Origin of the sequence: Sphingobium sp. SA2 (assembly GCF_032227065.1) — a bacterium.
Taxonomy (GTDB): Bacteria; Pseudomonadota; Alphaproteobacteria; order Sphingomonadales; family Sphingomonadaceae; genus Sphingobium.
On the sequence record NZ_JAPMXX010000006.1, the window covers coordinates 1,199,163 to 1,219,334 of the forward strand.

The following is a 20,172-nucleotide window of genomic DNA, read 5'->3' on the forward strand; positions in this document are numbered from 1 at the left end:
CCACTATGCAATTTGACGACCAACTGCGTCGCTATTTCGGCCGCACGGACATTGACGCCGTGCCCGCCGAAGCGATCGCAGCGGGCGTTGAGCGCATGCGCGTCGACCTTGGTCTGGAAAAGGACCGGGGTCGACGTTTTGCGTTGTGGTGCCTGCTCTTCCTGATGGGCGACGCCCCCGACCTCGACATCGCCTTCAAGGACGCGGCCGATCGCGACGCCGCCCGCAATTTCATGGATCTCGCGCAAGGCGATCCACCGCTCGATTAGGCCTCTTCGGGCCATTCAAGCGTCCAACGATCCACATCCCCCTTTCCGCCATCGGGCGATCATCCACTGTGCGCCTGTCATTTTCCGGCACATGCTGCCTGCGCACGCCTGAAAAACGGCATCCGGCGGGCCGTCGCTGACATAGCCTGTGTGCCAGGGCCATTAGGGCCACGGGAGATGATCGATGAAACTGTCACGCATCCTTGCTGTCACCGTCGCCGGATCGGCGCTTCTGGCCATGGCCGCCCCCTTGAGCGCGCATGGCATCTGGTTCGCCCAGCGCGCGACGCAGATCGCCCTCATCTATGGCGTCGGCGCTGACGATCTCGACGCGGTCAAGCGCCTGCCGCTCATCAAGACCGTCACCGGCTATGATGCCGACTGGGCACCCGTCACCACCAGCCTGCGCACCGCCGGGCCGATCCCCGTCGTGGACAGCGAAGAGCCGGTCGCGGCGGTTGCGGCGATCATGGACTATGGCCTGTGGAGCAAGACCCCCGACGGCAAATGGCACAATAAGGGCCGCGACGAAGTGCCTACCGCCAGCCTTGCCGAACATAATTGGAAATATGCCGTCCACCTGACCAAGGTGCCGACCAGCCCCGTGCCCCTGTTCGAAGGACATAAGCTGCAGATCGTCCCCGTCGATCCCGCCATCCCGCAGAAGATGGGCGAACCGATGAAAGTGCGCGCCTATTATGAAGGCAAGCCGATCGCGGGCGCGACCATCATGTCCGACTATGTTAACGATCCCGACGAAGTCGCGGTCAAGACCGGCGCAGACGGCACTGCCACCATCACGCTGCGCAATCAGGGGCTGAACGTGCTGATGGGCATCTATGTCGGGCCGGCCGACGACAAGGCGAAGGTCGACCATGTCGAATATCGCTCGTCGCTGTCCTTCGTGCTGCAGCATCTGCCCGAATAAGGCCGCACCGCCACCTTTTGTCGCTACCCTGTAAGGAGACACCCATGAAACTCGACCTGATGAAGCTCGGCCTCGCGGTTGCTGCCCTCGCCCTGACCCCCACCGCCGCCTTCGCCCATGGCAGCATGAAGCCCCAGCATGGCGGCCTCGTTCAGATGTCGGGCGAAACCATGGTGGAACTGGTCGCCAGTCCCAAGGGCGTCGATGTCTATATCAGCGAAGAGGATGAGCCGCTGCCCGCATCGGCCTACACCGCCACGCTGACGCAGACCGCATCGGGCCAGAAAAGCCAGGCCGCGCTCAAGCCCGCCGGTGGCAATAAATTGTCCGCCCCCGGCTTCAAAGCGGCCAAGGGTGCCAAGATCGTCGTCGCGCTCGTCAACAAGAGCGGTGCCAAGGTCTTCACCACCTTCCAGACCAAGTAAGCGGCGATCATGCGCAGCGCGATCCGCCCCTTGCCCATCCCCCTCGGTATGCGGCGGGTCGCGCTGCTGCTGCTGGGGCTCATGCTGGCCTGCATCGGCCAGGCGCTCTTGGCCCATGGCGTAAACGAGAATGACCGCGCCTTCATCGAAGGCGCATCGGGGGTCAACATCATCCCCTATATGTATCTGGGCGCCAAACATATGGTGACCGGCTATGATCATCTGCTCTTCCTCGCCGGGGTCATCTTCTTCCTCTATCGGCTGAAGCAGGTCGGCACCTACGTCACCCTGTTCGCGATCGGCCACAGCACCACCTTGTTGCTGGGCGTCATCCTCGACCTGCGCGCCAATCCTTTCCTGATCGACGCGATCATCGGCCTGTCGGTGGTCTATAAGGCGATCGACAATCTCGACGGCTTCCGCACCTGGTTCGGCATATCGCCCAATCCCAAGGCGGCGGTGCTCATCTTCGGCTTCTTCCACGGCTTTGGCCTCGCGACCAAGCTGCAGGATCTCACCCTGTCGAGCGACGGGATGATCCCTAACCTCGTCGCCTTCAACATCGGCGTCGAAATCGGCCAGTTCATCGCGCTCACCTTCATCCTGCTCGCCATGACCTTCTGGCGCAGGACCGACAGCTTCCGCCGCAGCGCGGTCCTCGCCAATGCGGCGCTGATGACCGCGGGCTTCGTCCTCGTCGGCTATCAATTGACCGGCTATCTGATCGAAAGGGGCCTGACATGACCAGCAGCCACCAACCCGCGCCACCCACGCGCATCACGACCCCGCCCGCCACGCTCGCCAAGGCCACCGGTGCCGCCGCGATCGGCGCGGTCGCCATCCTGACCCTGTTCGTCCTGCCCGCCGAATATGGCATCGACCCGACCGGAGTCGGTGGCGCGCTCGGCCTCACCGCCATGGTGGCCGAACCAAGTGCGCCTGCGCCAGCAGCCGCCCAGCCCGTAGCCAGCACCGCGCCGACGCTTCCGACCAAGGACAATATCGCCCGCACCGCCCCGTGGCGGCAGGACAGCATGACCATCACCCTCGCGCCGCACAGCGGTCAGGAAGTGAAGGCGCATATGCAGCAGGGCGATAGTTTCGTCTTCGAATGGCAATCGACCGGCGGCCCGGTCAAGGTCGACATGCATGGCGAAGCCCCCGATGCAACCGACGGCGCCTTCACCAGCTATTGGGAAGAGCGCGAACAGACCAGCGCCAGGGGCAGCTTCACCGCGCCCTATGCCGGCACCCATGGCTGGTATTGGCGCAACAAGGGCGACACGCCCGTCACCGTCACGGTCAAGACGACCGGATTCTACAAGGATCTGTTCCAGCCCGCGGGCGCATGATCCCATCAAACGCAACCTGCGCCGGAGCATCCCGCCCCGGCGCAGGCCTTTCAGCTTAGAAGCGATAGCCGACCGTCGCGCCATAGGTGCGCGGCGGCAGGTAGGTCACACCGATGATGCGGCCCGTCGAGATGGCGAAGGTGCTGCTTTCGCGCAGCGTATCGCCGATATTCTTGACCCACAGCGACGCCGTCACCGTATCGGTCTTGTCCACCCAGCGCAGCGACGCATCGAACATCGTGTAAGCGCGCGTGCCTTCCACCAGCCGCTTGAACTCGGTGAAATAGATGTTGCTGCGCCCGGTCATGTCGCCGCTGATGGTGAAGGTGCCCGCCTCCTGCATGATCGGCAGGTCGACTTCGATCCCCGCGCTGTAGGACCAGGTCGGCGAATTGCGCGTCGGGTTGCCCGCCAACTGGATGTTGCACGGCGCATTGGCATTGAGCGCATCGGCCCCGCATGGCGCGCCAAAGGCGGTGGGATCGGGATTGGTGACCGGGTTGTAAGCAGGCTGCCCCGCCTGCGCCACGTTCACTGGATCGAGCGGATCGACCGTGATGAAATCATCATATTTGCTGTCGGTATAGGAAACCGACCCGCGCAAGCGCACGCCATCGACCGGCCGTGCCAGCAGGTCGGCTTCGACGCCGGTCGCCGATGTCTTCGCCGCATTTTCGAATATGGTGGTGAAGCCCGCCGGGCCACCGCCGATCGTCTTGTTGATCTGCAGATCGTCCAGCTTGTAATGATAGGCGGCCAGATTGACTTGCAGGCGACGGTCGAGCAGTTCCGCCTTCACGCCCAGTTCGTGGTTCTTCATCTTTTCCGGCCGCACGATCGTCGTGCTGCCCGCCGCATTCTCACCCGACCCGGCCTTGAAGCCTTCGGAATAGGTGTAATAGAGCAGCAGATCGCTGTTGGGCTGCCATTGCAGGCCGATTTCCGGGGTGAAATCCTTGAACGTGCGTTCGCGATAGGTGCCCTCGATGGTCGTCTTGCGCACCTGCGCCACGGCGGGATTGCCGTTGGCGGTCAGGATGATCGACGGGTTGGCGCTGTCCACCTTTTCATGGCTGTAGCGTCCGCCCAGTTTCAGCGACACGCCATTGAGGCCGAACGCAGCGCCCAAGTCGAAATTCAACTGCCCGAACGCCGCATAGGCGCGGGTGCCAAGGCTGGACTTCAGGCAGACGCGATTGGGCGATGTGCCCGCCGGGAAATTGCACATCGCTTGCGCTTCGGCCAGAGTCACCGATCCGACGGGAGCGGCCACATTGTCGATGAAGGTCGGCCGCGTTGCCAGCACGGTGATGTTGGACGCCAGATCGTTGGTCGAACTCAACCCCACCTGATCGCGCGGCCGCTGCCGCTCGTGGAAATAATAAAGGCCGACGACACCCTTCACGATGTCGCTGTCATATTTGAATTGCAGCTCGTTGCTGAACTGCTGCGCGTCGATCGTGCGCGTCTGGATCGACGTGGAGTTGGGCAGGGTGGCGACCAGCGCCGACCCGTCCAGATCCTGGATCAGCTGCGTCTTGAAATCGCGATAATTGGTGATGTTGCCGATGCTGAACGCATCGCTCAGCTCGATGTTGAGCGTCCCGGTGACCGAATAGCTTTTGGTATCGACCGAGGGCGGCTCGTCGCTGCCCAGATCGCGCGGGTTGGTCGCAAAACCGCCGGTGCCGGTGGGCGCGAGGCGCGGCACGCCGGGGAAGGCGGGGCCACGATAATGGACCGCGCCGCTATTGTCGTTCTGGCGGAAATATTCGCCCGAAATCAGATAGTCGATTTTCTCCGACGCGATCAGGTGGATCTGGCCGCGCACCATGTAGCGATTAAGGTCATCGACATCGGCACCGCCCTTGAACGGGTTGCCGCCATAGCCGTCGCGCGCCTCGACCTTGCCCGCCAAACGAAAGCGGATCGCATCGATGATCGGCCCGCCGATCGCCGCTTCGCCGGTCATCGCATTATAATTGCCATAGCCCAGCCGGCCATAGCCTGTGAACTCGGCGGTCGGCTTGGCGGTGATCAGGTTGATCGACCCGCCGACCGCGTTACGGCCATAAAGGCTGCCCTGCGGCCCGCGCAGCACTTCGACCCGCTCCAGATCGAACAACGACGTCAGCTGCGCTTCGGCGCGCGCGACATAGGCGCCATCGACATGCAGCGCGACGCCGGTGCTGGACCCGGTGGTGGAGGTATTGGCGCCCACGCCGCGAATGAACACCTTGGCCTGGTTGAAATCATTGCCGAACGTGACCGACGGGACGAGCTGCTGAATGTCCTGCAAATTGCTGACCCCGGCATTGGTCAGCGCGTCGCCGCTGACCGCCGACACCGCGACGCTCACATCCTGCAACGACTGGCTGCGCTTCTGCGCGGTGACGATGATGTCCATGCCATCGGTCTGCGCCTGCGCCATCGAGGCGAGGCCAAGGCTCGAAACGGAAGCGAATAAGGCGCAAATCGCCCGCGAATTACTGGATGCAATCATGGCGTCCCTCCCTGAAACCGGACATCGTGTTAATTGTGTCCCGCTGAAACAATTAGCATGAGTGCTACCCCCACGCAATTTGCATCCAGCGACTGTCCCAAGGTGCATGTGAATTTCGGGTGATGTGCTAAAATTGCATCAGGCCTTGCCCAGTTGCCTTGGCGTCGAAGAAAGGCAAATGCAGGATTGATGTGCATTTCGGCGCAATTATGCCTCGGCGAAGAGGCGCTGTGGCATTCGACGAAAAAGCGCGCGCTCTACCCTGCGCGCGCCAGCATTAGCGAAAACAATCCCTCCTTATCGGTCCATTCACGCACCGGCTCCCAGCCACCCGACCGCAGCAGCAGTCGCCCGTCGCGCTCCCCATATTTATGGCTGCTTTCGGTGTGGATCGTCTCGCCCTGTCCCATGCGGAACCCTTGGCCCGCCACATGGAAATGCAGCGGCTGCACCGCCTCCAGATGCATTTCGACCCGCGCCTTGTCGTCATTCCAGATCGCGCGATGGGCAAAGCCGTCGATCGGCAGGTCGCCCTCCAACTCGCGGTTGATCCGGGTGAGCAGGTTCAGGTTGAACGCAGCCGTCACTCCCGCCGCATCGTCATAGGCCGCGATCAGCCGGTCGCGATCCTTGATCCGGTCCACGCCGATCAGCAGCATCGCCTCATCGCCCAGCAGGCGGCGCATGGCGCGCAGCAGGTCGACCGCCGCATCCGGCTCCATATTGCCGATGGTCGATCCGGGGAAGAAACCCAGCCGGGGCATGGCTTCGATCGCATCGGGCAATGTCAGCGGCCGGTTGAAATCCCCTTCCACCGGAATCACCGGCAGGTCGGGAAAGGCCTGCGCCAGGGTCGCGCTGCTCGCCCGCAGAAAATCGCCGCTAATGTCGATCGGCACATAGGCACCCGGCGCGATCGCGCGCAACAGATGTGGCGTCTTGCGCGAACTGCCCGCGCCAAATTCCACCACCGCGCGGCCTTCGCCCACCGCGTCGGCAAAATCTGCACCATGATTCTCCAGCAGCGCCGTTTCGGTGCGCGTGGGATAATATTCGGGCAGGTCGGTGATCGCCTCGAACAATTCCGACCCATGCCGGTCATAGAACCAGATGGGCGGCGTCGCCTTGGGGCTGCGCGACAGACCTTCGATGATGTCGCGGCGAAAGGCCGGGTCGACCGCATGGGCTACGGTCGGAGCGTCGTCTGTCAGCAGCATGGTCGTTACAGATCCTTCGCCAGTCGCAGCCCGGTGAACTGCCAGCGTTGATGGGGATAAAAGAAGTTGCGGTAGCTCGCCCGCACATGCCCGCGCGGCGTGGCGCAGCTACCGCCCTTCAGCACGAACTGGCCCGACATGAACTTGCCATTATATTCACCGACCGCGCCCGGCGCAGCGCGAAAGCCGGGATGGGGACGGTAGGCGCTGCCGGTCCATTCCCACACATCGCCGAACATTTGCGTCAGCGATGCGGTGGCATCGGCGGGGTGGGGACGGGGGCAGGCGGCATCATCCAGCAGATTGCCCGACGTCGGCGCGATATTCTGCGCCGCACTTTCCCATTCCGCCTCGGTCGGCAGCCGCGCGCCCGCCCAACTGGCATAGGCGTCGGCTTCATACAGGCTGATATGCGTCACCGGCGCGGCCGGATTGACCGGCTGGCGGCCATCGAGGCCAAAGCGGGTCCAGCCCTGTTCGCCCTGCGCCCAATAGGCTGGCGCATCGACGCTTTCCGCCTGCACCCAGGCCCAGCCATCGGCCAGCCAGTGCGCCGCCGTGCGATAACCACCATCCTCGATAAAGGCGATCCATTCGCCATTGGTGATTGGCCGGTGCCCCAGCGCATGAGGATGCAGCAACGCCTTGTGCCGTGGCCCTTCGCAATCGAAGGCGAAACCGCCCCGGCCTTCATCGCCAATCTCGACCAGCCCTTCGCGCCCCTCGATCCAGTGCAGCGCATCGGGCAAGTCCATGGAGGCAGCAGCGGGTCCGGCGAACAGCGCGGGTTCCATCGGATTGAGCGAAAACAGATGCAGCAGGTCGGTCAGCATCAATTCCTGATGCTGCTGCTCGTGATGCAGCCCCAGCGTCACCAGCGTCCTAGCCTCGCGCGACAGCATGGGGATTGCCGCCAGGAGCGCCGTATCGACATGCGCGCGATAGTCGCGGACCTCGTCCAGCGACGGCCGCGTCAGCATCCCCCGCATCGGCCGCGCATGGCGCGCGCCTTCGGCCTCATAATAGCTGTTGAACAGGAAGGCGTAGCGCGGATCGAACGGCCGATAGCCCGGCATATGATCGCGCAAAACGAAGGTTTCGAAGAACCAGGTGCCATGCGCCAAATGCCATTTGGCAGGGGACGCATCGGGCATGGACTGGACCGTCGCATCGGCGTCGGACAGGGGAAGCCCAAGCGCCTGTGTCAGCGCCCGCACCTCGCGATAGCGCGACATCAGCGCGTCCCTGTCCAACTCGGTCCAGCTTCTGGCCATGCCTGCCCCTTACGCTATGCTCGCATGATGATGGAGCAAAAAGCGCATGACTGCCCTTTAGGGTTCCCCGCCTTTTTCAGCAGCAGACCGGTTGGGCGGCGCGGCAGACGCGGTCGCGGCCCTGTTGCTTGGCATCGTAGAGCGCCTGATCCGCGCTCGCGATCGTCTCGTCGATCGGCGTTCCCTGCCAGCGGGCGACACCGGCGGAAAAGCTGATCGCGCGGCCATTGACCTGGCCGATCGGATCGTCGCGCATCTGCGTGGCGATCCGCGACAGCGACCAGCAGGCCTCATCCTCGATACAGTCGGGGAAGAAGACCATGAACTCCTCGCCGCCCCAGCGCGCGACATGATCGACCCGGCGCAACTGCGCCGCCAGCCGTTGCGCAAAGGCCGCCAGCACCCGGTCCCCCTCGTCATGGCCCATCCGGTCGTTGACCTGCTTGAAATGGTCGATGTCGATGATCGCCACGCACCCCTTGCGCCGCGCCTGCGGCAGCATGTCGATCTGCATCAGGAAGCCGCGCCGGTTGGCGATACCGGTCAGCGGGTCTTCATGCGCGGCGACGTTCAGATCCTGCATCTGCGTGCGCGTCACATGGGCGGCGCGATGCACCCCGGCATAGAGCGTCTGGATGACATCGCCGACTTGGGGCAGGGGCGTGGGGTCGCTATCTTGCCCCTGCAATGTCTGCGCTAGCGCATGGATGGGATTGAGCAACGCGCCGATCCCGTACAGCGCAATGCCGGTGCCGATCACCGTCGCCAGCGTCAGCAGCACGAACTCGGCCAGCGCCAGCCGCCCTGTCGCCAGCCCCCAGGCCATATAGCCCAGCAGCGGCAAATGGGTGGCGACGAAGCAGAGGGTGAACAGCCGGAGCCTGAGCGAGCGGGGGAAAATGAAGGAGGTCGCGAGGTAGAAATGCATATCAGCCCAGTCATGATTATAGACCGGGCGGAAAGTCGTCGGCGCGTCTAAACGCATCCTGAAGAAACAGGGTTAACGCGCATCCCTGCGACCAGCCGTGCCGCGCATGAGTCGAGCGACCCGACCGCTCAGCGCGATGCGCCCGGCACCCATTTGACGTCGCGCGCGCCATTGTCGTTCAGGCGGCGTGCCATGACGAACAGCAGGTCGGACAGACGGTTGAGATAAATGAGCGCCTGCACGTTCAGCGTCACATCGACCGCCGCCGCCGTCGCGCTGCGCTCGGCCCGCCGCGTGATCGCGCGCGCCAAATGCACCGCCGCCGCTGCCGCCGATCCGCCCGGCAGCACGAAACTGTCGAGCGGCGCCAACTCGGCGTTCATCGCATCGATCTGCTGTTCCAGCCGCTCGACCTGGCTTTCGATGATCCGCAAGGCCCAGGGCGGGTCGCCCGCATCGGTGATCGGCGTCGCCAGATCGGCCCCCAGGTCGAACAGATCATTCTGGATCATCGTCAGCGACGCCGCTTCGGGCGCATCGCCGATCGCCAGCACGGCAAGGCCGATCGCGCTATTGGCTTCATCGACATCGCCCACCGCCTGCATGCGCGGCGCATATTTGGGCAGGCGCGTACCGTCGGCAAGGCCGGTGGTCCCCGCATCACCGGTGCGGGTGTAAATCTTGTTCAGCTTGACCATGTAATCTTACCCGTTGCCCTTCATCAGCAGCAGGAGCGCGACGATCACGATCGCGATGGCCTGAAACAGCACGCGGTTCATCATCGCCTTATTCTGCTTCAACCGCGATGGACCGGGACCGCTGCCTTCGGGCGCGTTCAATTCTTCCTTCGTCGTCTGAAGGAAGCTGATGATGCCACGGATCAGCGCGAACAGCGTCGCGGCCATGGCAAGGATGAGGGCGATGACGAGGACAATGTTCATGAATGCAATCTAGGCGCTTGCCAGCCTGATTCCAACCGGAAAGCGTCTGCCTCTTAGGGCAGCCGCAAGTTCCGCGGGATCGACGCCCTGCGCGCGCAGATCGGCAAGCGCGATCGACCCGTCCCGCTTGGCCAGCCGCCTACCATCCGGCCCGACCAACAACGGATGGTGGCAATAGGTCGGGGAGGGCAGGCCAAGCAACGCCTGCAACAGCCGATGAATATCCGTCGCCCCTTTCAGATCATCGCCGCGCAGCACATGGCTCACCCCCATCGCCGCATCGTCCAGCGTGCAGGACAGATGATAGCTCGCCGGCGCATCCTTGCGCGCCAGCACGACATCGCCATGCGCCAGCGGATCGGCGGAATGCAGCGTCTCACCCTTTTCATCGTCATCCCCGCGCAGGCGGGGACCCATCTCCCAACCTGGCGTTGACATGATAACGTGGGAGATGGGTTCCCGCCTGCGCGGGAATGACGACAGAGACAAAAAATCCACCGCCCGCCACCGTACCGCCCCAACCCGCGCCACCGCCGCCGCCATATCGATCCGCCACGCATGCGCGTGCCCCGCCGCGATCCGCCGCGCTCGCTCGTCCTCGCCCAACCCCCGGCATGTCCCCGGATAGACAGGTCCCTCCGGCCCATGCGGCGCGGTCAAACTCGCCTGAATGTCGCTGCGCGTGCAGAAACAGGGATAGAGCAGCCCCATGGCCCGCAACCGGTCGAGCGCCGCTTCATACGCCCCCAGCCGCTGCGACTGGAACAGCACATCGCCATCCCACGCCACGCCCAGCCAGCGCAAATCCTCGATGATCCCCGCCACATGCTCGGCCCGGCTGCGTGTCCCGTCAATATCCTCGATCCGCAGGCGAAAAGCGCCCCCCGCCGCGCGCGCCATGTCCATGGCCAGCAACGCCGACCAGCCATGGCCGACATGCAGCCGCCCGGTCGGGCTGGGGGCAAAGCGGGTCACCATATGCGGTAGGGTGTTCGTATCGGTCATACAGGCTCTTGACGGACGATATTGGTTGATGCTGTCATGCGGATGTCATGTTGCTGGTTAATCAGCGGCGTCGGCAAGGGGGTAGAAGGTTTCTATGTACCATCCCGACCTTATACGGCACCCGGAAAACTGCCCGGCGCTCGTACTCAATGCGGATTACACCCCGCTCAGCTATTATCCGCTGAGCCTGTGGCCGTGGCAGACGGCGATCAAGGCGGTATTTCTCGACCGCGTGGACATCATCGCCAGCTATGAGCGGCAGGTGCATAGTCCCAGCCTGGACATGAAAATCCCCTCGGTCATCGCGCTCAAACAATATGTGCGCCCGTCCGAACATCCCGCCTTCACCCGCTTCAACCTGTTCCTGCGCGACAAGTTCGCCTGCCAATATTGCGGCGTCAGCACCGACTTGACCTTCGACCATGTCGTGCCGCGCCGGTCGGGCGGGCGCACCACCTGGGAAAATGTCGCCACCGCCTGTTCGCCCTGCAACCTCAAAAAAGGCGGACGTACGCCAAAGCAGGCAGGCATGCGCCTCCATGTTGAACCGATCCGCCCGACGACCTGGCAGCTACAGGAACATGGCCGTGCCTTCCCGCCCGGCTATCTCCACGACAGCTGGCGCGACTGGCTCTATTGGGATGTCGAGCTGCTGGCATGACACGGATGCTGCGGCTTGCTCTGGCCGTGCTCCTGCTTGGCCCCGGCCCGCTCGCCGCGCAGGAGGACCATAGCGGCCTGACCCGCGCCAAATATGTGCAAAACTGCCTGATGTGTCATAATCGCGCCGCGCCGGAAGGCCTGTCGCCCGACATCCTCGCCCGCCTTGCGCCGCAACCCGAGCTCAAGCCAGCAGTCGCCATGCCCGGCGTCACCTGCTGGCGCCGCTGCGACCGCTGCTTCGCGCCCGCGCCACGGCAGGAATAGAAGGTTAAGCCTCTCAAAAAATACCGTTCGTCCTGAGTAGCCATTGAGCGAAGTCGAAATGGCGTATCGAAGGATCATGCGCAGCCGCCAGGTGCTTCGATATGAGCCTTCGACAGGCTCAGGCTCTACTCAGCACGAACGGAAGGAAGAGTGCCTGCATCAAGATCAGATCGCTATCCGACCGGCAACCAGTCCAGGTCCATATCCTTCTGCCGATTGGTATAATGGCCGATTTCCTCCAGCCGTGCCAGATCGCGCAGCGTGATGCGGCCGTTCGTCCGGCTGATCAGCCCTTCCTCCTCCATCTGCCGGATCATACGGTTCACATGCACCGATGTCAGGCCGATCGAATCGCCGATTTCCTCCTGCGTCAGCTTCAGGTCGAAACTGTCGGTGATGGCATCGTCGGTGACGCGCAGCCGATCGAACATGTCGAGCAGGAAGGCGGCGACCCGCGCCTTGGCCGATGTCCGCCCCAGCGACGCGAGCCGGTCGGTCATCGCCACGCGCTCCGCATTGGACAGCAGGAACAGCAGCGCGGCAACACGCGGGGATTCATCGAGCAGTCGGCGCAGCGCATGCTTGTCGAACGGACAAATAATCGCGTCGGTCAGCGCGATAAGCGATTCGGGCGCGCGGCTATAGATGGTGCTGGCCGACCCGATGAAGTCGCCCGGAAAATAGACGCGCAATATCTGACGGCTGCCGTCGGGCATGATGACGAAGCTCATCATCCGGCCTTCGCGCAGTACGAACAATTCTGTCACCGTATCATTGACACGCTGAACCATCGCCCCGCGCTTTACCTTACGGGGGTTTTCCTCCAACCGTGCCAGTGCCGTCTTTTCCGCGTCCGACAGCGGCACCTGTTTGGCCAGCCTTGCGGCGAAACAACTCGTTGCCACCAATAACACCTTCTTCCAATTCTCGTTACGATGGCAGAACGCCTCAAGCGCCTTTTGGCTGCATTTGCGCCCGTCGCACTAAACTCGATCAAGCTGGCGACGAATGTTGCCGTTATATTGCGCGCGCACCGCGCATGGGTGACGAATGCTACGGCGTCCGCCTTGCGCGGCGCGCATTTGCCGCTATTAACCCTGTCCGATGGACCGCATTGATATTCGCGGCGGCAACGCACTGAACGGCCGCCTTCCCATTTCCGGCGCGAAAAATGCGGCTTTGACGCTGCTGCCCTGCGCCTTGTTGACCGACGAACCGGTAACTCTGCGCAATCTGCCGCGCCTGGCCGATGTCGACAGTTTCGGCCACTTGCTGAACCAGTTGGGCGTCTCGACCATGATCGAGGGGGCAAGGCCGGAGGATTTCGGCCGCGTCCTCACCATGCGCGCAGGGCGCGTCACCTCGACCGAAGCGCCCTATGACATTGTGCGCAAGATGCGCGCGTCGATCCTGGTGCTTGGCCCCTTGCTTGCCCGTGCAGGCGAAGCGCGGGTCTCGCTGCCGGGCGGCTGCGCCATCGGCAACCGACCGATCGACCTGCATTTGAAGGCGCTCGAAGCCTTTGGCGCGGTGCTGGAGATTACCGCAGGCTATGTCCGTGCCAGCGTGCCCGATGGCGGCCTGCCCGGCGGTCACTTCACCTTCCCGGTGGTGTCGGTCGGTGCGACCGAAAATGCGCTGATGGCCGCATCCTTGGCCAAGGGCACCTGCATCCTCGACAATGCCGCGCGCGAACCGGAAATCGTCGATCTGTGCAACTTGCTGATCGCCATGGGTGCCGATATCGAAGGCGTGGGCACCGACCGGCTGGTGATCCATGGCCGCGAACGGCTGCATGGCGCGACCTACAGCGTGATGCCCGACCGGATCGAAGCGGGCAGCTATGCCTGCGCCGTCGCCATCGCCGGGGGCTCACTCGATCTCGCCGGGGCCAATGAAAACGACATGCACGCCATCATCGTCGCGCTGCGCGAGGCCGGCGTGCAGGTCGATCCCTATAAGGGCGGCATCCGCGTCGCCTCGGACGGCAAGCTGCGCCCGCTCACCCTTTCCACTGCACCTTTCCCGGCCTTCCCGACCGACATGCAGGCGCAGTTCATGGCGATGCTGACCATGGCCGATGGCGCATCGGTGCTGACCGAAACCATCTTCGAAAACCGCTACATGCATGTGCCCGAACTGGCGCGCATGGGGGCCGACATCGCCGTCAATGGCCGCACGGCCGTCGTCCGCGGCGTGCCCCGCCTCGTCGGCGCGCCGGTGATGGCGACCGACCTGCGCGCCTCGATGAGCCTCATTCTCGCGGGCCTCGCTGCCGAAGGCGAAACCCAAGTCAACCGCGTCTATCATCTCGATCGCGGCTATGAACGGCTCGAAGAGAAATTGTCCGCCGTCGGCGCGGATATCGAACGGGTCAGCGATGGCTGAGGGCCGCGGCCTGGAGACGGATCGTGCCGCGCTGCTCGCGCTCTACGATCTCGATGCCGGTGGTTTCCGCAATCTGGACGAGATCACGGAGTTCGCGGCAACGCTGTGCGACGCGCCGATCGCGCTGGTCAGCATTGTCGAGGATGTGCGCCAGCGCTTCCTGGCCCGCACCGGGCTGGATGCGGAGGAGACCCCGCGCGACGTCTCCTTCTGCGCCCACGCCATGCTGGGGTCGGACATTTTCGTCGTCCCCGACGCGACGCAGAATCACCGCTTCGCCGACAATCTGCTGGTCACTGGCCCGCCGCATATCCGCTTCTATGCCGGGGCACCGCTGGTCGGGGCCGATGGCGTGCCGCTCGGCGCGCTATGCGTCATCGATACCAAGCCGCGCGCCGACCTGACACCGATGCAGCGGCAGGGCATGGTCCTGCTCGCGCGGCAGGTAATGGTCGAACTGGAAGGGCGTCGCCGCGACCGCGACATCATCACCTTCCAGAATGAAAGCGCAGCGGCGCTCGCCACCAGCGATCGCATGTTCCACACGCTGGCCGACACCATGCCGCAAATGGTCTGGTCGACGCTGCCCGATGGCTTTCACGATTATTATAATGCGCGCTGGTACGAATATACCGGCACGCCTGCCGGCTCGACCGATGGCGACGGGTGGAGCGGCGTCTTCCACCCCGACGATCAGGAGCGCGCCTGGGGCCGCTGGCGCACCAGCCTCGTCACCGGCGAACCCTATGAGATCGAATATCGGCTGCGCCACCATAGCGGCGAATATCGCTGGACCCTGGGCCGCGCCTTGCCGATCCGCGATGCGGAAGGCACGATCACCCGCTGGATCGGCACCTGCACCGACATTCACGAACAGAAATTGATGATGGAAGAGCGCGAGATGATCGCGCACGAACTCTCCCATCGGATCAAGAACATCTTTTCGGTCATCGCTGGCCTCATTGGCCTGTCCGCGCGCCAGCATCCGCAGATCAGCGATGTCGCCGACGACTTGCGCGACCGCATCCTCGCCTTGGGTCGCGCCCATGATTTCGTGCGCCCGCACAGCGCCGAATCCGCGCCGCAGCCGGGGCAGGGGGTCGGCAGCCTGTCGGGTATCCTCAAACAGATTTTCGCGCCCTATCGCGGCACGGACGGTTCGCGCATCCTGCTGTCGGGCGACGATGCCGCGATCGACGACCGTTCCGCGACGCCGCTCGCGCTGCTCTTCCACGAACTCGCCACCAACGCCGCCAAATATGGCGCGCTCTCGGTGCCGGACGGACGCGTGCTTCTCCATGTCAGCGTGGAGGGCGATGACGTACGCATCGACTGGCGTGAAGAGGGCGGGCCGAGCGTGGCGCCTTCCAGCACCGACGGGTTCGGCAGCCGCCTGATGACGCTCAGCGTCGAACGGCAGCTGGGTGGCAAAATCGAGCGCGAATGGCGCTCGGAGGGCCTTGCGATCAGCCTCTCGATTCCGCGCCGTTCGATGAGTCGGACGGCAGGAAAGGAATAAAGCCCGCAATATCGGCGGCGCAGGGTTCCGGCGTTTCCTCTGCCGCCAGCTGCAGCGCGGCGACGATGCTATGCGCGCGAAACGGCTTGGTGATGACGCCCAGCGCCGCCACCGAAGCCGGGCCGATCTGCGCGGGATTGGCGGTCACATAGATGACCCGCACGCCATGCTGCATGGCCAGTTCCATGCCGATCGCCGGACCCGTCGGTCCATCGCGCAGGTTCAGATCGACGAGCGCGATGTCGCACGAATCAGCGCAGGCCAACGCGGCATCCCGGTCGGCCGCGATCGCGCCGACGTCGAATCCGGCGTCCTCGACGATCTGCTCGATTTCCAGCGCGACGAATATCTCGTCCTCGACGATCAGAACCTTCTTGCTCATTCCCATTTCCATATAACCTGGATCAACGGAATGTCCCGCGCGCGGATTCAGTTCCCCCGCTGGCGGATAAAGCCTTGAAAACTACACTATTGGACAGGCCTCACGCCGCCTCGCTGGTCCACAGCGTCTCGAACTCGGTGCCCTTCATCAGCAGCACCGACGCCGGATAGCCGCCCTCGCTTGCCTGCCGCGCCGTCGCCGTCGCGCTCTCGACCGCCGCCTCTTGGGTCGCGAACGGGCCATAATAGCTGTTGTTCAGATTGATCTTCCACGCCCCATCATGGTGCAGGACAATGTAGCGGGCATGCGGCAGTTTGGGGGGCAGTGTCTTGGTCATAATACCTCGATGTTATAATGGTGCCAGGCCATGATCGCCGCCGCGCCGCGATGCGGTCGCCAGGCGTCGGCCAAAGCGCGGGTCGCTTTCTCGCTCGGCCGTTCGGGCAATCCCAATATCCGCCCGGTCTCGATCTGCACCGCCAGGTCGCCCGCAGGCCAGATATCGGGTCGCCCTTCGGCAAACAACAGATAGATTTCCGCCGACCAGCGCCCGATCCCCTTGATCCGCACCAGTTGCGCAATCGCGTCCTCGTCATCGGCGGGCAGGTCGTGGAGGTCCAGCGCGCCCGAAACCACCATTTCGGCCAGGCTCCGCGCATAGCCCTGCTTCTGCCGCGACAGCCCGCACGCGCGCAACGCATCATAGTCCCGCGCCAGCAGCACGTCCGGCGCGCACCCTTCGCCCAGTTCCGCCTCCAGCTTGCGCCACACCGCACCTGCCGACGCGACGCTGACCTGCTGTCCGACGATCGTGCGCAGCAACGTCTCATAGCCCGGCTCCCGCACCCGCGGCTCAGGATAGCCCGCCCGCGCCAGCGCGGCGGCGAAGCCCGGCTCGATGGCGGCGATCGCGTCCAGGCTGTCGCGCAGCTGTTGCGCCGTCGTCACCATGATGTTTCCCTCAGCAGCGCTTGATTTCCGGCCGTCCCTCCGTCAGAGCAGCGGATATAATTTCCTAGGGGACTGGATAGATGCCGAAACTGATCGTGGTCAACCGTGCGGGCGAAGAACAGGCTGTCGAAGGCGACAATGGCCTGTCGGTGATGGAAGTCATCCGTGACAACGGCTTTGACGAATTGCTCGCCCTGTGCGGCGGTTGCTGCTCCTGCGCCACCTGCCACGTCTATGTCGATCCCGACTTCGCGGACGTCCTGCCCGCGATGACCGAGGATGAAAACGACCTGCTCGACAGCTCCGACCATCGCAACGACACCAGCCGCCTGTCCTGCCAGGTCGTGCTGAGCGACGCGCTCGACGGTCTGCGCGTCACCATCGCCCCCGAAGACTGATCTCAAAAAATCCTCCCCTGCAAGGGGAGACGGAGGGGTGTCACCCTATCAACAGGGCGACACCCTTTCCTTTCTGCTACCGACTCGCCGCCGCATAGAGCGCGATCGCCGCCGCATTGGAGACGTTCAAACTCTCCATCCGCGGACTGATCGGCAGCTTCGCCAATATGTCGCAATGCGCCATGCTGTTGTGCCGCAAGCCTTCGCCCTCGGCCCCCAGCACCAGCGCCACGCGCGATTCGCCGATGGCGTCGCCCAGCACCGTATCCGCATCGCCATCCAGGCCGATGCGCCAATAGCCTGCCTCGGCAATCTCATCGAGCGCCCGCGCCAGGTTCACCACCCGCACCCACGGCATGATTTCCAGCGCGCCCGACGCCGCGCGCGCCAGCACGCCCGATTCGGGCGGCGCATGCCGGTCCTGCGTGACGATGCACAAAGCGTCGAACGCCGCGGCCGACCGCAGGATCGCGCCGACATTGTGCGGGTCCGTCACCTGGTCCAGCACCAGGATCGGGCGCTTGTCGTCGCGGCCCTGTTCCAGCACTTCGTCCAGCCAGACATCGTCCAGCGGTTCGACTTCGGCGACGATGCCCTGGTGCGGCGCGTCCGACGGGACCATCCGGCCCATGTCGGCGACGTCGGCATAGACGATCGGCAGCACCGGGGGCAGGTCAAGCGGGGCCAGCGCTTCGCGCGTGCCCCATATCTTGCGCACGACGCGATTGGGGTTGGCGAGAGCCGCGATAACGGCGTGACGCCCATAGAAGCGCGGGAAGGCGCCCTTGGGCTTGGCGGAGCGATGACCTCTTTTCATGATTGCGCTCATTTCACATCCACCCATTGACAGGCAAGCCTCGTTTCGCCATTGAGCCGCCTCCGGCGCGATGAAAGGCAGTTTTCTGTCATCGCACAGGGTACTGGACAGGTGGCCGAGTGGTTAAAGGCAGCAGACTGTAAATCTGCCGGGCTACGCCCTACGTTGGTTCGAACCCAACCCTGTCCACCACCCTTGCGCGTTGCGCCCCGGCGCGCGGCCTCTTCCGGGTTTCCGGCTGGCGCGCCCTCCCACCGAGCCCGCTGAGAGACGAAAGGGAAGCGCCCATGGCGTGGCTTATCCTCGGCATCGCCGTGTTCACTGAAATCTGCTGGGCCTTGAGCCTCAAATGGGCCGCAGGGGTCGCCACCTGGCAGGCATCGATCGTGCCGATCGCGCTCAGCTTCCTCAACATGGGCCTCCTCGCCCTCGCCATGCGCGGCATCCCCGCCGGCACCGCCTATGCCGTCTGGACCGGCCTTGGCGCCGTCGGCGTCATCATCGGCGGCATCCTCTTCTTCGGCGACCGCGTGAACGGCGTGCAGATGATTTTCATGGCGCTGATCGTGGTGGGCGTCGTGGGGACGAAGTTTTTCGCGAGTGCGTGAGGGGGGGGGTGGATATGCGCCACTCTTGGTATTCGTCATTCTAAAATCCAATTTTGGGGTAATTTCTGTTTTACCCCCAAAGCGGTATAAAATTATAATTGACCCAATTTCGGTTGAATGGCATTGAAGTGATATGGTTCAATCTACTTCATCCTTTGCCGTTCTCATGGGCGATCTCGTAGGTAGCGAAAGACATACGAACCCTGAAAATCTCCATGCCCAATTCAATGCTGCGATTGATCGTCAGAACAAATCTCTCCGCGCGGACATGATGTCGCCTTTAACGATAACTCTTGGTGACGAATTCCAAGGATTACTCAGTTCGCTCGTAGCTGCTGCTCACGCAGCGCGTGAGATCCGCTTTGAGTTGATGCGGGAAAATATAGACTGCCGATTCGTGATCGGTGGCATTGAACTAAAGACCCAAATCAATCGCGAGCGCGCCTGGAACATGATGGGACCAGGCTTTGCTGACGCCCGCGAACGCCTCGGTGAGAAACGGTCTCCAAGTCGCTATCGTTTTTCCATTCAGCAAGACGAACTTCTCGAAACTATGCTTGAAGCGAGCGGCGCAAGCGTGACCGCTATCGAGCGCGACTGGTCCGAGGTCCAGCGTGATGACATTATCAAGTTGCTGGCTGGCGCTTCTGTCGCTGAAGTAGCGCGCGCGCGCAATGTCAGCGCGCACAATGTTTACAAGGTACGAAGCGCTGGTGATTTTGACCTTTATGTGATGCAATGGAATGCAATCTACAAAGCTCTTGCCGAGCTTGACCATCGTTATCAAATGCCGGGGGCTGATAAATGGGGCACGCACTATTTTACACCAGCATAGCTCTGGTACTGTTAACTTGGGTCGGCAACCTAATCTGCCGGAGCATTTTCCACCTCACCGGCTTGAAGCAAGCGATAGCGAATCTCCCTACGCCTACGCATAGCGCGGGGCGCTGGATCGGTGTCTTCGAACGTTTAATTCTAGCTCTTGGCATCATCATCCATAGCTGGGAAATCCTTGCCGCAGTGATCGCATTAAAGACTGTTGCGCGTTTCAAAGACATGGACGAACGCGACTTTGCTGAATATTTCCTCGTAGGATCGCTGTTCAGCATACTTTGGACGATGCTCGTGACCAGTGCGTGGCTGGCCTATGATCACAGGATCGGGATCGACATAAGGACGCACACCGAACAATGGCTTGGTATCGAGACAGATAAATAATGACCGAGCTTTGACGTCCGATCAAATTTGCGCAGTTCAAATTTTGGGGCGGGTAAGGTCTGCTTCCGCAATCGAAGTGCCTGGCAGCAACCAATCCCCTACCAGCCAAAAATCCCTGTCCT

At 63.1% G+C, this 20,172-nt stretch carries 25 protein-coding genes and 1 tRNA gene; 14 read left to right on the forward strand and 12 right to left on the reverse strand.

What is annotated here, in order from left to right:
- The first annotated feature begins 5 nt into the window (after positions 1-5).
- From OVY48_RS13500 to OVY48_RS13520, 5 genes are all read left to right on the forward strand, one after another.
- Positions 6-269 (forward strand): hypothetical protein, encoded by a 264-nt coding sequence (locus tag OVY48_RS13500; RefSeq protein ID WP_037476660.1) that lies wholly within the window; start codon positions 6-8, stop codon positions 267-269.
- 184 nt (positions 270-453) lie between these two features.
- Positions 454-1,197, forward strand: a complete 744-nt coding sequence (locus tag OVY48_RS13505) for a DUF4198 domain-containing protein (protein WP_313923195.1) — start codon at positions 454-456, stop codon at positions 1,195-1,197.
- A gap of 44 nt (positions 1,198-1,241) precedes the next feature.
- Complete coding sequence (locus OVY48_RS13510) at positions 1,242-1,622, forward strand: hypothetical protein (RefSeq protein WP_313923196.1); 381 nt, start codon at positions 1,242-1,244, stop codon at positions 1,620-1,622.
- A 9-nt stretch (positions 1,623-1,631) separates the two neighbouring features.
- On the forward strand, positions 1,632-2,366 hold the full coding sequence (locus OVY48_RS13515; RefSeq protein WP_313923197.1) for a HupE/UreJ family protein: 735 nt from the start codon (positions 1,632-1,634) through the stop codon (positions 2,364-2,366).
- Positions 2,363-2,974, forward strand: a complete 612-nt coding sequence (locus tag OVY48_RS13520) for a hypothetical protein (RefSeq protein WP_313923198.1) — start codon at positions 2,363-2,365, stop codon at positions 2,972-2,974. Before OVY48_RS13515 ends, OVY48_RS13520 begins: the two co-directional genes overlap by 4 nt.
- Before the next feature lie 55 nt (positions 2,975-3,029).
- Here OVY48_RS13520 and OVY48_RS13525 read toward each other — a convergent pair whose 3' ends face one another.
- The 7 genes from OVY48_RS13525 to gluQRS all read right to left on the reverse strand — a co-directional run bounded on the left by OVY48_RS13525 (position 3,030) and on the right by gluQRS (position 10,815).
- A complete protein-coding gene (locus tag OVY48_RS13525) occupies positions 3,030-5,477 on the reverse strand; it encodes a TonB-dependent receptor (protein WP_313923199.1) in 2,448 nt (815 codons plus the stop codon).
- A 257-nt stretch (positions 5,478-5,734) separates the two neighbouring features.
- Positions 5,735-6,694, reverse strand: coding sequence for an L-histidine N(alpha)-methyltransferase (egtD, locus tag OVY48_RS13530; protein WP_313923200.1), 960 nt, complete (start codon positions 6,692-6,694; stop codon positions 5,735-5,737).
- Between the two features lie 5 nt (positions 6,695-6,699).
- The gene (egtB, locus tag OVY48_RS13535; RefSeq protein ID WP_313923201.1) at positions 6,700-7,968 is read right to left on the reverse strand and encodes an ergothioneine biosynthesis protein EgtB; all 1,269 of its coding nucleotides are present in this window, start codon (positions 7,966-7,968) and stop codon (positions 6,700-6,702) included.
- Positions 7,969-8,044: 76 nt separating this feature from the next.
- Positions 8,045-8,896, reverse strand: coding sequence for a GGDEF domain-containing protein (locus OVY48_RS13540; protein ID WP_069066983.1), 852 nt, complete (start codon positions 8,894-8,896; stop codon positions 8,045-8,047).
- Positions 8,897-9,024: 128 nt separating this feature from the next.
- Positions 9,025-9,594, reverse strand: a complete 570-nt coding sequence (locus OVY48_RS13545; protein WP_313923202.1) for a cob(I)yrinic acid a,c-diamide adenosyltransferase — start codon at positions 9,592-9,594, stop codon at positions 9,025-9,027.
- A gap of 6 nt (positions 9,595-9,600) precedes the next feature.
- Entirely contained in the window at positions 9,601-9,837 is a 237-nt protein-coding gene (locus OVY48_RS13550) for a twin transmembrane helix small protein (RefSeq protein WP_037473323.1), read from the reverse strand.
- Positions 9,838-9,846: 9 nt separating this feature from the next.
- Positions 9,847-10,815 (reverse strand): tRNA glutamyl-Q(34) synthetase GluQRS, encoded by a 969-nt coding sequence (gene gluQRS, locus OVY48_RS13555; RefSeq protein WP_313924783.1) that lies wholly within the window; start codon positions 10,813-10,815, stop codon positions 9,847-9,849.
- Between the two features lie 121 nt (positions 10,816-10,936).
- Between gluQRS and OVY48_RS13560 the strand changes: the two genes are divergently transcribed.
- Both OVY48_RS13560 and OVY48_RS13565 read left to right on the forward strand, forming a co-directional pair.
- Positions 10,937-11,503, forward strand: coding sequence for an HNH endonuclease (locus OVY48_RS13560; RefSeq protein WP_313923203.1), 567 nt, complete (start codon positions 10,937-10,939; stop codon positions 11,501-11,503).
- Entirely contained in the window at positions 11,500-11,769 is a 270-nt protein-coding gene (locus OVY48_RS13565) for a hypothetical protein (protein ID WP_313923204.1), read from the forward strand. Before OVY48_RS13560 ends, OVY48_RS13565 begins: the two co-directional genes overlap by 4 nt.
- A gap of 173 nt (positions 11,770-11,942) precedes the next feature.
- Here the strand turns inward: OVY48_RS13565 and OVY48_RS13570 are convergent, their stop codons facing one another.
- Entirely contained in the window at positions 11,943-12,677 is a 735-nt protein-coding gene (locus OVY48_RS13570) for a Crp/Fnr family transcriptional regulator (protein WP_313924784.1), read from the reverse strand.
- A 196-nt stretch (positions 12,678-12,873) separates the two neighbouring features.
- Here OVY48_RS13570 and murA point away from each other — a divergent pair, with 196 nt between their 5' ends.
- Positions 12,874-14,157 carry a UDP-N-acetylglucosamine 1-carboxyvinyltransferase gene (murA, locus tag OVY48_RS13575; RefSeq protein ID WP_069065958.1) on the forward strand — a complete coding sequence of 428 codons (1,284 nt, stop codon included), beginning with the start codon at positions 12,874-12,876 and terminating at the stop codon, positions 14,155-14,157.
- On the forward strand, positions 14,150-15,676 hold the full coding sequence (locus OVY48_RS13580) for a PAS domain-containing protein (protein ID WP_313923205.1): 1,527 nt from the start codon (positions 14,150-14,152) through the stop codon (positions 15,674-15,676). The genes murA and OVY48_RS13580 overlap by 8 nt, the downstream gene beginning before the upstream one ends.
- Here the strand turns inward: OVY48_RS13580 and OVY48_RS13585 are convergent.
- From OVY48_RS13585 to OVY48_RS13595, 3 genes are all read right to left on the reverse strand, one after another.
- Complete coding sequence (locus tag OVY48_RS13585) at positions 15,624-16,058, reverse strand: response regulator (RefSeq protein WP_037473308.1); 435 nt, start codon at positions 16,056-16,058, stop codon at positions 15,624-15,626. The two genes, OVY48_RS13580 and OVY48_RS13585, sit on opposite strands and share 53 nt — an antisense overlap.
- A 100-nt stretch (positions 16,059-16,158) precedes the next feature.
- Positions 16,159-16,395 (reverse strand): DUF2188 domain-containing protein, encoded by a 237-nt coding sequence (locus OVY48_RS13590; protein ID WP_313923206.1) that lies wholly within the window; start codon positions 16,393-16,395, stop codon positions 16,159-16,161.
- Complete coding sequence (locus OVY48_RS13595; protein WP_313923207.1) at positions 16,392-17,009, reverse strand: DNA-3-methyladenine glycosylase 2 family protein; 618 nt, start codon at positions 17,007-17,009, stop codon at positions 16,392-16,394. The genes OVY48_RS13590 and OVY48_RS13595 overlap by 4 nt, the downstream gene beginning before the upstream one ends.
- Before the next feature lie 80 nt (positions 17,010-17,089).
- Here OVY48_RS13595 and OVY48_RS13600 point away from each other — a divergent pair, with 80 nt between their 5' ends.
- Entirely contained in the window at positions 17,090-17,407 is a 318-nt protein-coding gene (locus tag OVY48_RS13600) for a 2Fe-2S iron-sulfur cluster-binding protein (protein WP_037473305.1), read from the forward strand.
- 76 nt (positions 17,408-17,483) lie between these two features.
- Here OVY48_RS13600 and OVY48_RS13605 read toward each other — a convergent pair whose 3' ends face one another.
- The gene (locus OVY48_RS13605) at positions 17,484-18,224 is read right to left on the reverse strand and encodes an RNA methyltransferase (RefSeq protein WP_313923208.1); all 741 of its coding nucleotides are present in this window, start codon (positions 18,222-18,224) and stop codon (positions 17,484-17,486) included.
- Between the two features lie 105 nt (positions 18,225-18,329).
- On the opposite strand from OVY48_RS13605, the gene OVY48_RS13610 reads away from it, so the two are divergent.
- The 4 genes from OVY48_RS13610 to OVY48_RS13625 all read left to right on the forward strand — a co-directional run bounded on the left by OVY48_RS13610 (position 18,330) and on the right by OVY48_RS13625 (position 20,050).
- Positions 18,330-18,416 (forward strand) — tRNA-Tyr (locus OVY48_RS13610).
- A 95-nt stretch (positions 18,417-18,511) separates the two neighbouring features.
- Positions 18,512-18,832: a multidrug efflux SMR transporter gene (locus OVY48_RS13615; RefSeq protein WP_313923209.1), complete on the forward strand. Its 321-nt coding sequence runs from the start codon at positions 18,512-18,514 to the stop codon at positions 18,830-18,832.
- Between the two features lie 133 nt (positions 18,833-18,965).
- On the forward strand, positions 18,966-19,667 hold the full coding sequence (locus OVY48_RS13620; protein ID WP_313923210.1) for a SatD family protein: 702 nt from the start codon (positions 18,966-18,968) through the stop codon (positions 19,665-19,667).
- Positions 19,637-20,050 (forward strand): hypothetical protein, encoded by a 414-nt coding sequence (locus OVY48_RS13625; RefSeq protein WP_313923211.1) that lies wholly within the window; start codon positions 19,637-19,639, stop codon positions 20,048-20,050. Before OVY48_RS13620 ends, OVY48_RS13625 begins: the two co-directional genes overlap by 31 nt.
- Positions 20,051-20,172: the final 122 nt, after the last annotated feature.

Coding starts and splice junctions, on each gene's coding strand:
- OVY48_RS13550 (WP_037473323.1), bottom strand. CDS start 9,837: ATGAACATTGTCCTCGTCATCGCCCTCATCCTTGCCATGGCCGCGACG.
- OVY48_RS13560 (WP_313923203.1), top strand. CDS start 10,937: ATGTACCATCCCGACCTTATACGGCACCCGGAAAACTGCCCGGCGCTC.
- murA (WP_069065958.1), top strand. CDS start 12,874: ATGGACCGCATTGATATTCGCGGCGGCAACGCACTGAACGGCCGCCTT.
- OVY48_RS13545 (WP_313923202.1), bottom strand. CDS start 9,594: ATGGTCAAGCTGAACAAGATTTACACCCGCACCGGTGATGCGGGGACC.
- OVY48_RS13620 (WP_313923210.1), top strand. CDS start 18,966: ATGGTTCAATCTACTTCATCCTTTGCCGTTCTCATGGGCGATCTCGTA.
- OVY48_RS13590 (WP_313923206.1), bottom strand. CDS start 16,395: ATGACCAAGACACTGCCCCCCAAACTGCCGCATGCCCGCTACATTGTC.
- OVY48_RS13515 (WP_313923197.1), top strand. CDS start 1,632: ATGCGCAGCGCGATCCGCCCCTTGCCCATCCCCCTCGGTATGCGGCGG.
- OVY48_RS13605 (WP_313923208.1), bottom strand. CDS start 18,224: ATGAAAAGAGGTCATCGCTCCGCCAAGCCCAAGGGCGCCTTCCCGCGC.
- egtB (WP_313923201.1), bottom strand. CDS start 7,968: ATGGCCAGAAGCTGGACCGAGTTGGACAGGGACGCGCTGATGTCGCGC.
- OVY48_RS13520 (WP_313923198.1), top strand. CDS start 2,363: ATGACCAGCAGCCACCAACCCGCGCCACCCACGCGCATCACGACCCCG.
- egtD (WP_313923200.1), bottom strand. CDS start 6,694: ATGCTGCTGACAGACGACGCTCCGACCGTAGCCCATGCGGTCGACCCG.
- OVY48_RS13585 (WP_037473308.1), bottom strand. CDS start 16,058: ATGAGCAAGAAGGTTCTGATCGTCGAGGACGAGATATTCGTCGCGCTG.
- OVY48_RS13505 (WP_313923195.1), top strand. CDS start 454: ATGAAACTGTCACGCATCCTTGCTGTCACCGTCGCCGGATCGGCGCTT.
- OVY48_RS13615 (WP_313923209.1), top strand. CDS start 18,512: ATGGCGTGGCTTATCCTCGGCATCGCCGTGTTCACTGAAATCTGCTGG.
- OVY48_RS13580 (WP_313923205.1), top strand. CDS start 14,150: ATGGCTGAGGGCCGCGGCCTGGAGACGGATCGTGCCGCGCTGCTCGCG.
- OVY48_RS13600 (WP_037473305.1), top strand. CDS start 17,090: ATGCCGAAACTGATCGTGGTCAACCGTGCGGGCGAAGAACAGGCTGTC.
- OVY48_RS13500 (WP_037476660.1), top strand. CDS start 6: ATGCAATTTGACGACCAACTGCGTCGCTATTTCGGCCGCACGGACATT.
- OVY48_RS13625 (WP_313923211.1), top strand. CDS start 19,637: ATGGGGCACGCACTATTTTACACCAGCATAGCTCTGGTACTGTTAACT.
- gluQRS (WP_313924783.1), bottom strand. CDS start 10,815: ATGGTGACCCGCTTTGCCCCCAGCCCGACCGGGCGGCTGCATGTCGGC.
- OVY48_RS13525 (WP_313923199.1), bottom strand. CDS start 5,477: ATGATTGCATCCAGTAATTCGCGGGCGATTTGCGCCTTATTCGCTTCC.
- OVY48_RS13595 (WP_313923207.1), bottom strand. CDS start 17,009: ATGGTGACGACGGCGCAACAGCTGCGCGACAGCCTGGACGCGATCGCC.
- OVY48_RS13565 (WP_313923204.1), top strand. CDS start 11,500: ATGACACGGATGCTGCGGCTTGCTCTGGCCGTGCTCCTGCTTGGCCCC.
- OVY48_RS13540 (WP_069066983.1), bottom strand. CDS start 8,896: ATGCATTTCTACCTCGCGACCTCCTTCATTTTCCCCCGCTCGCTCAGG.
- OVY48_RS13510 (WP_313923196.1), top strand. CDS start 1,242: ATGAAACTCGACCTGATGAAGCTCGGCCTCGCGGTTGCTGCCCTCGCC.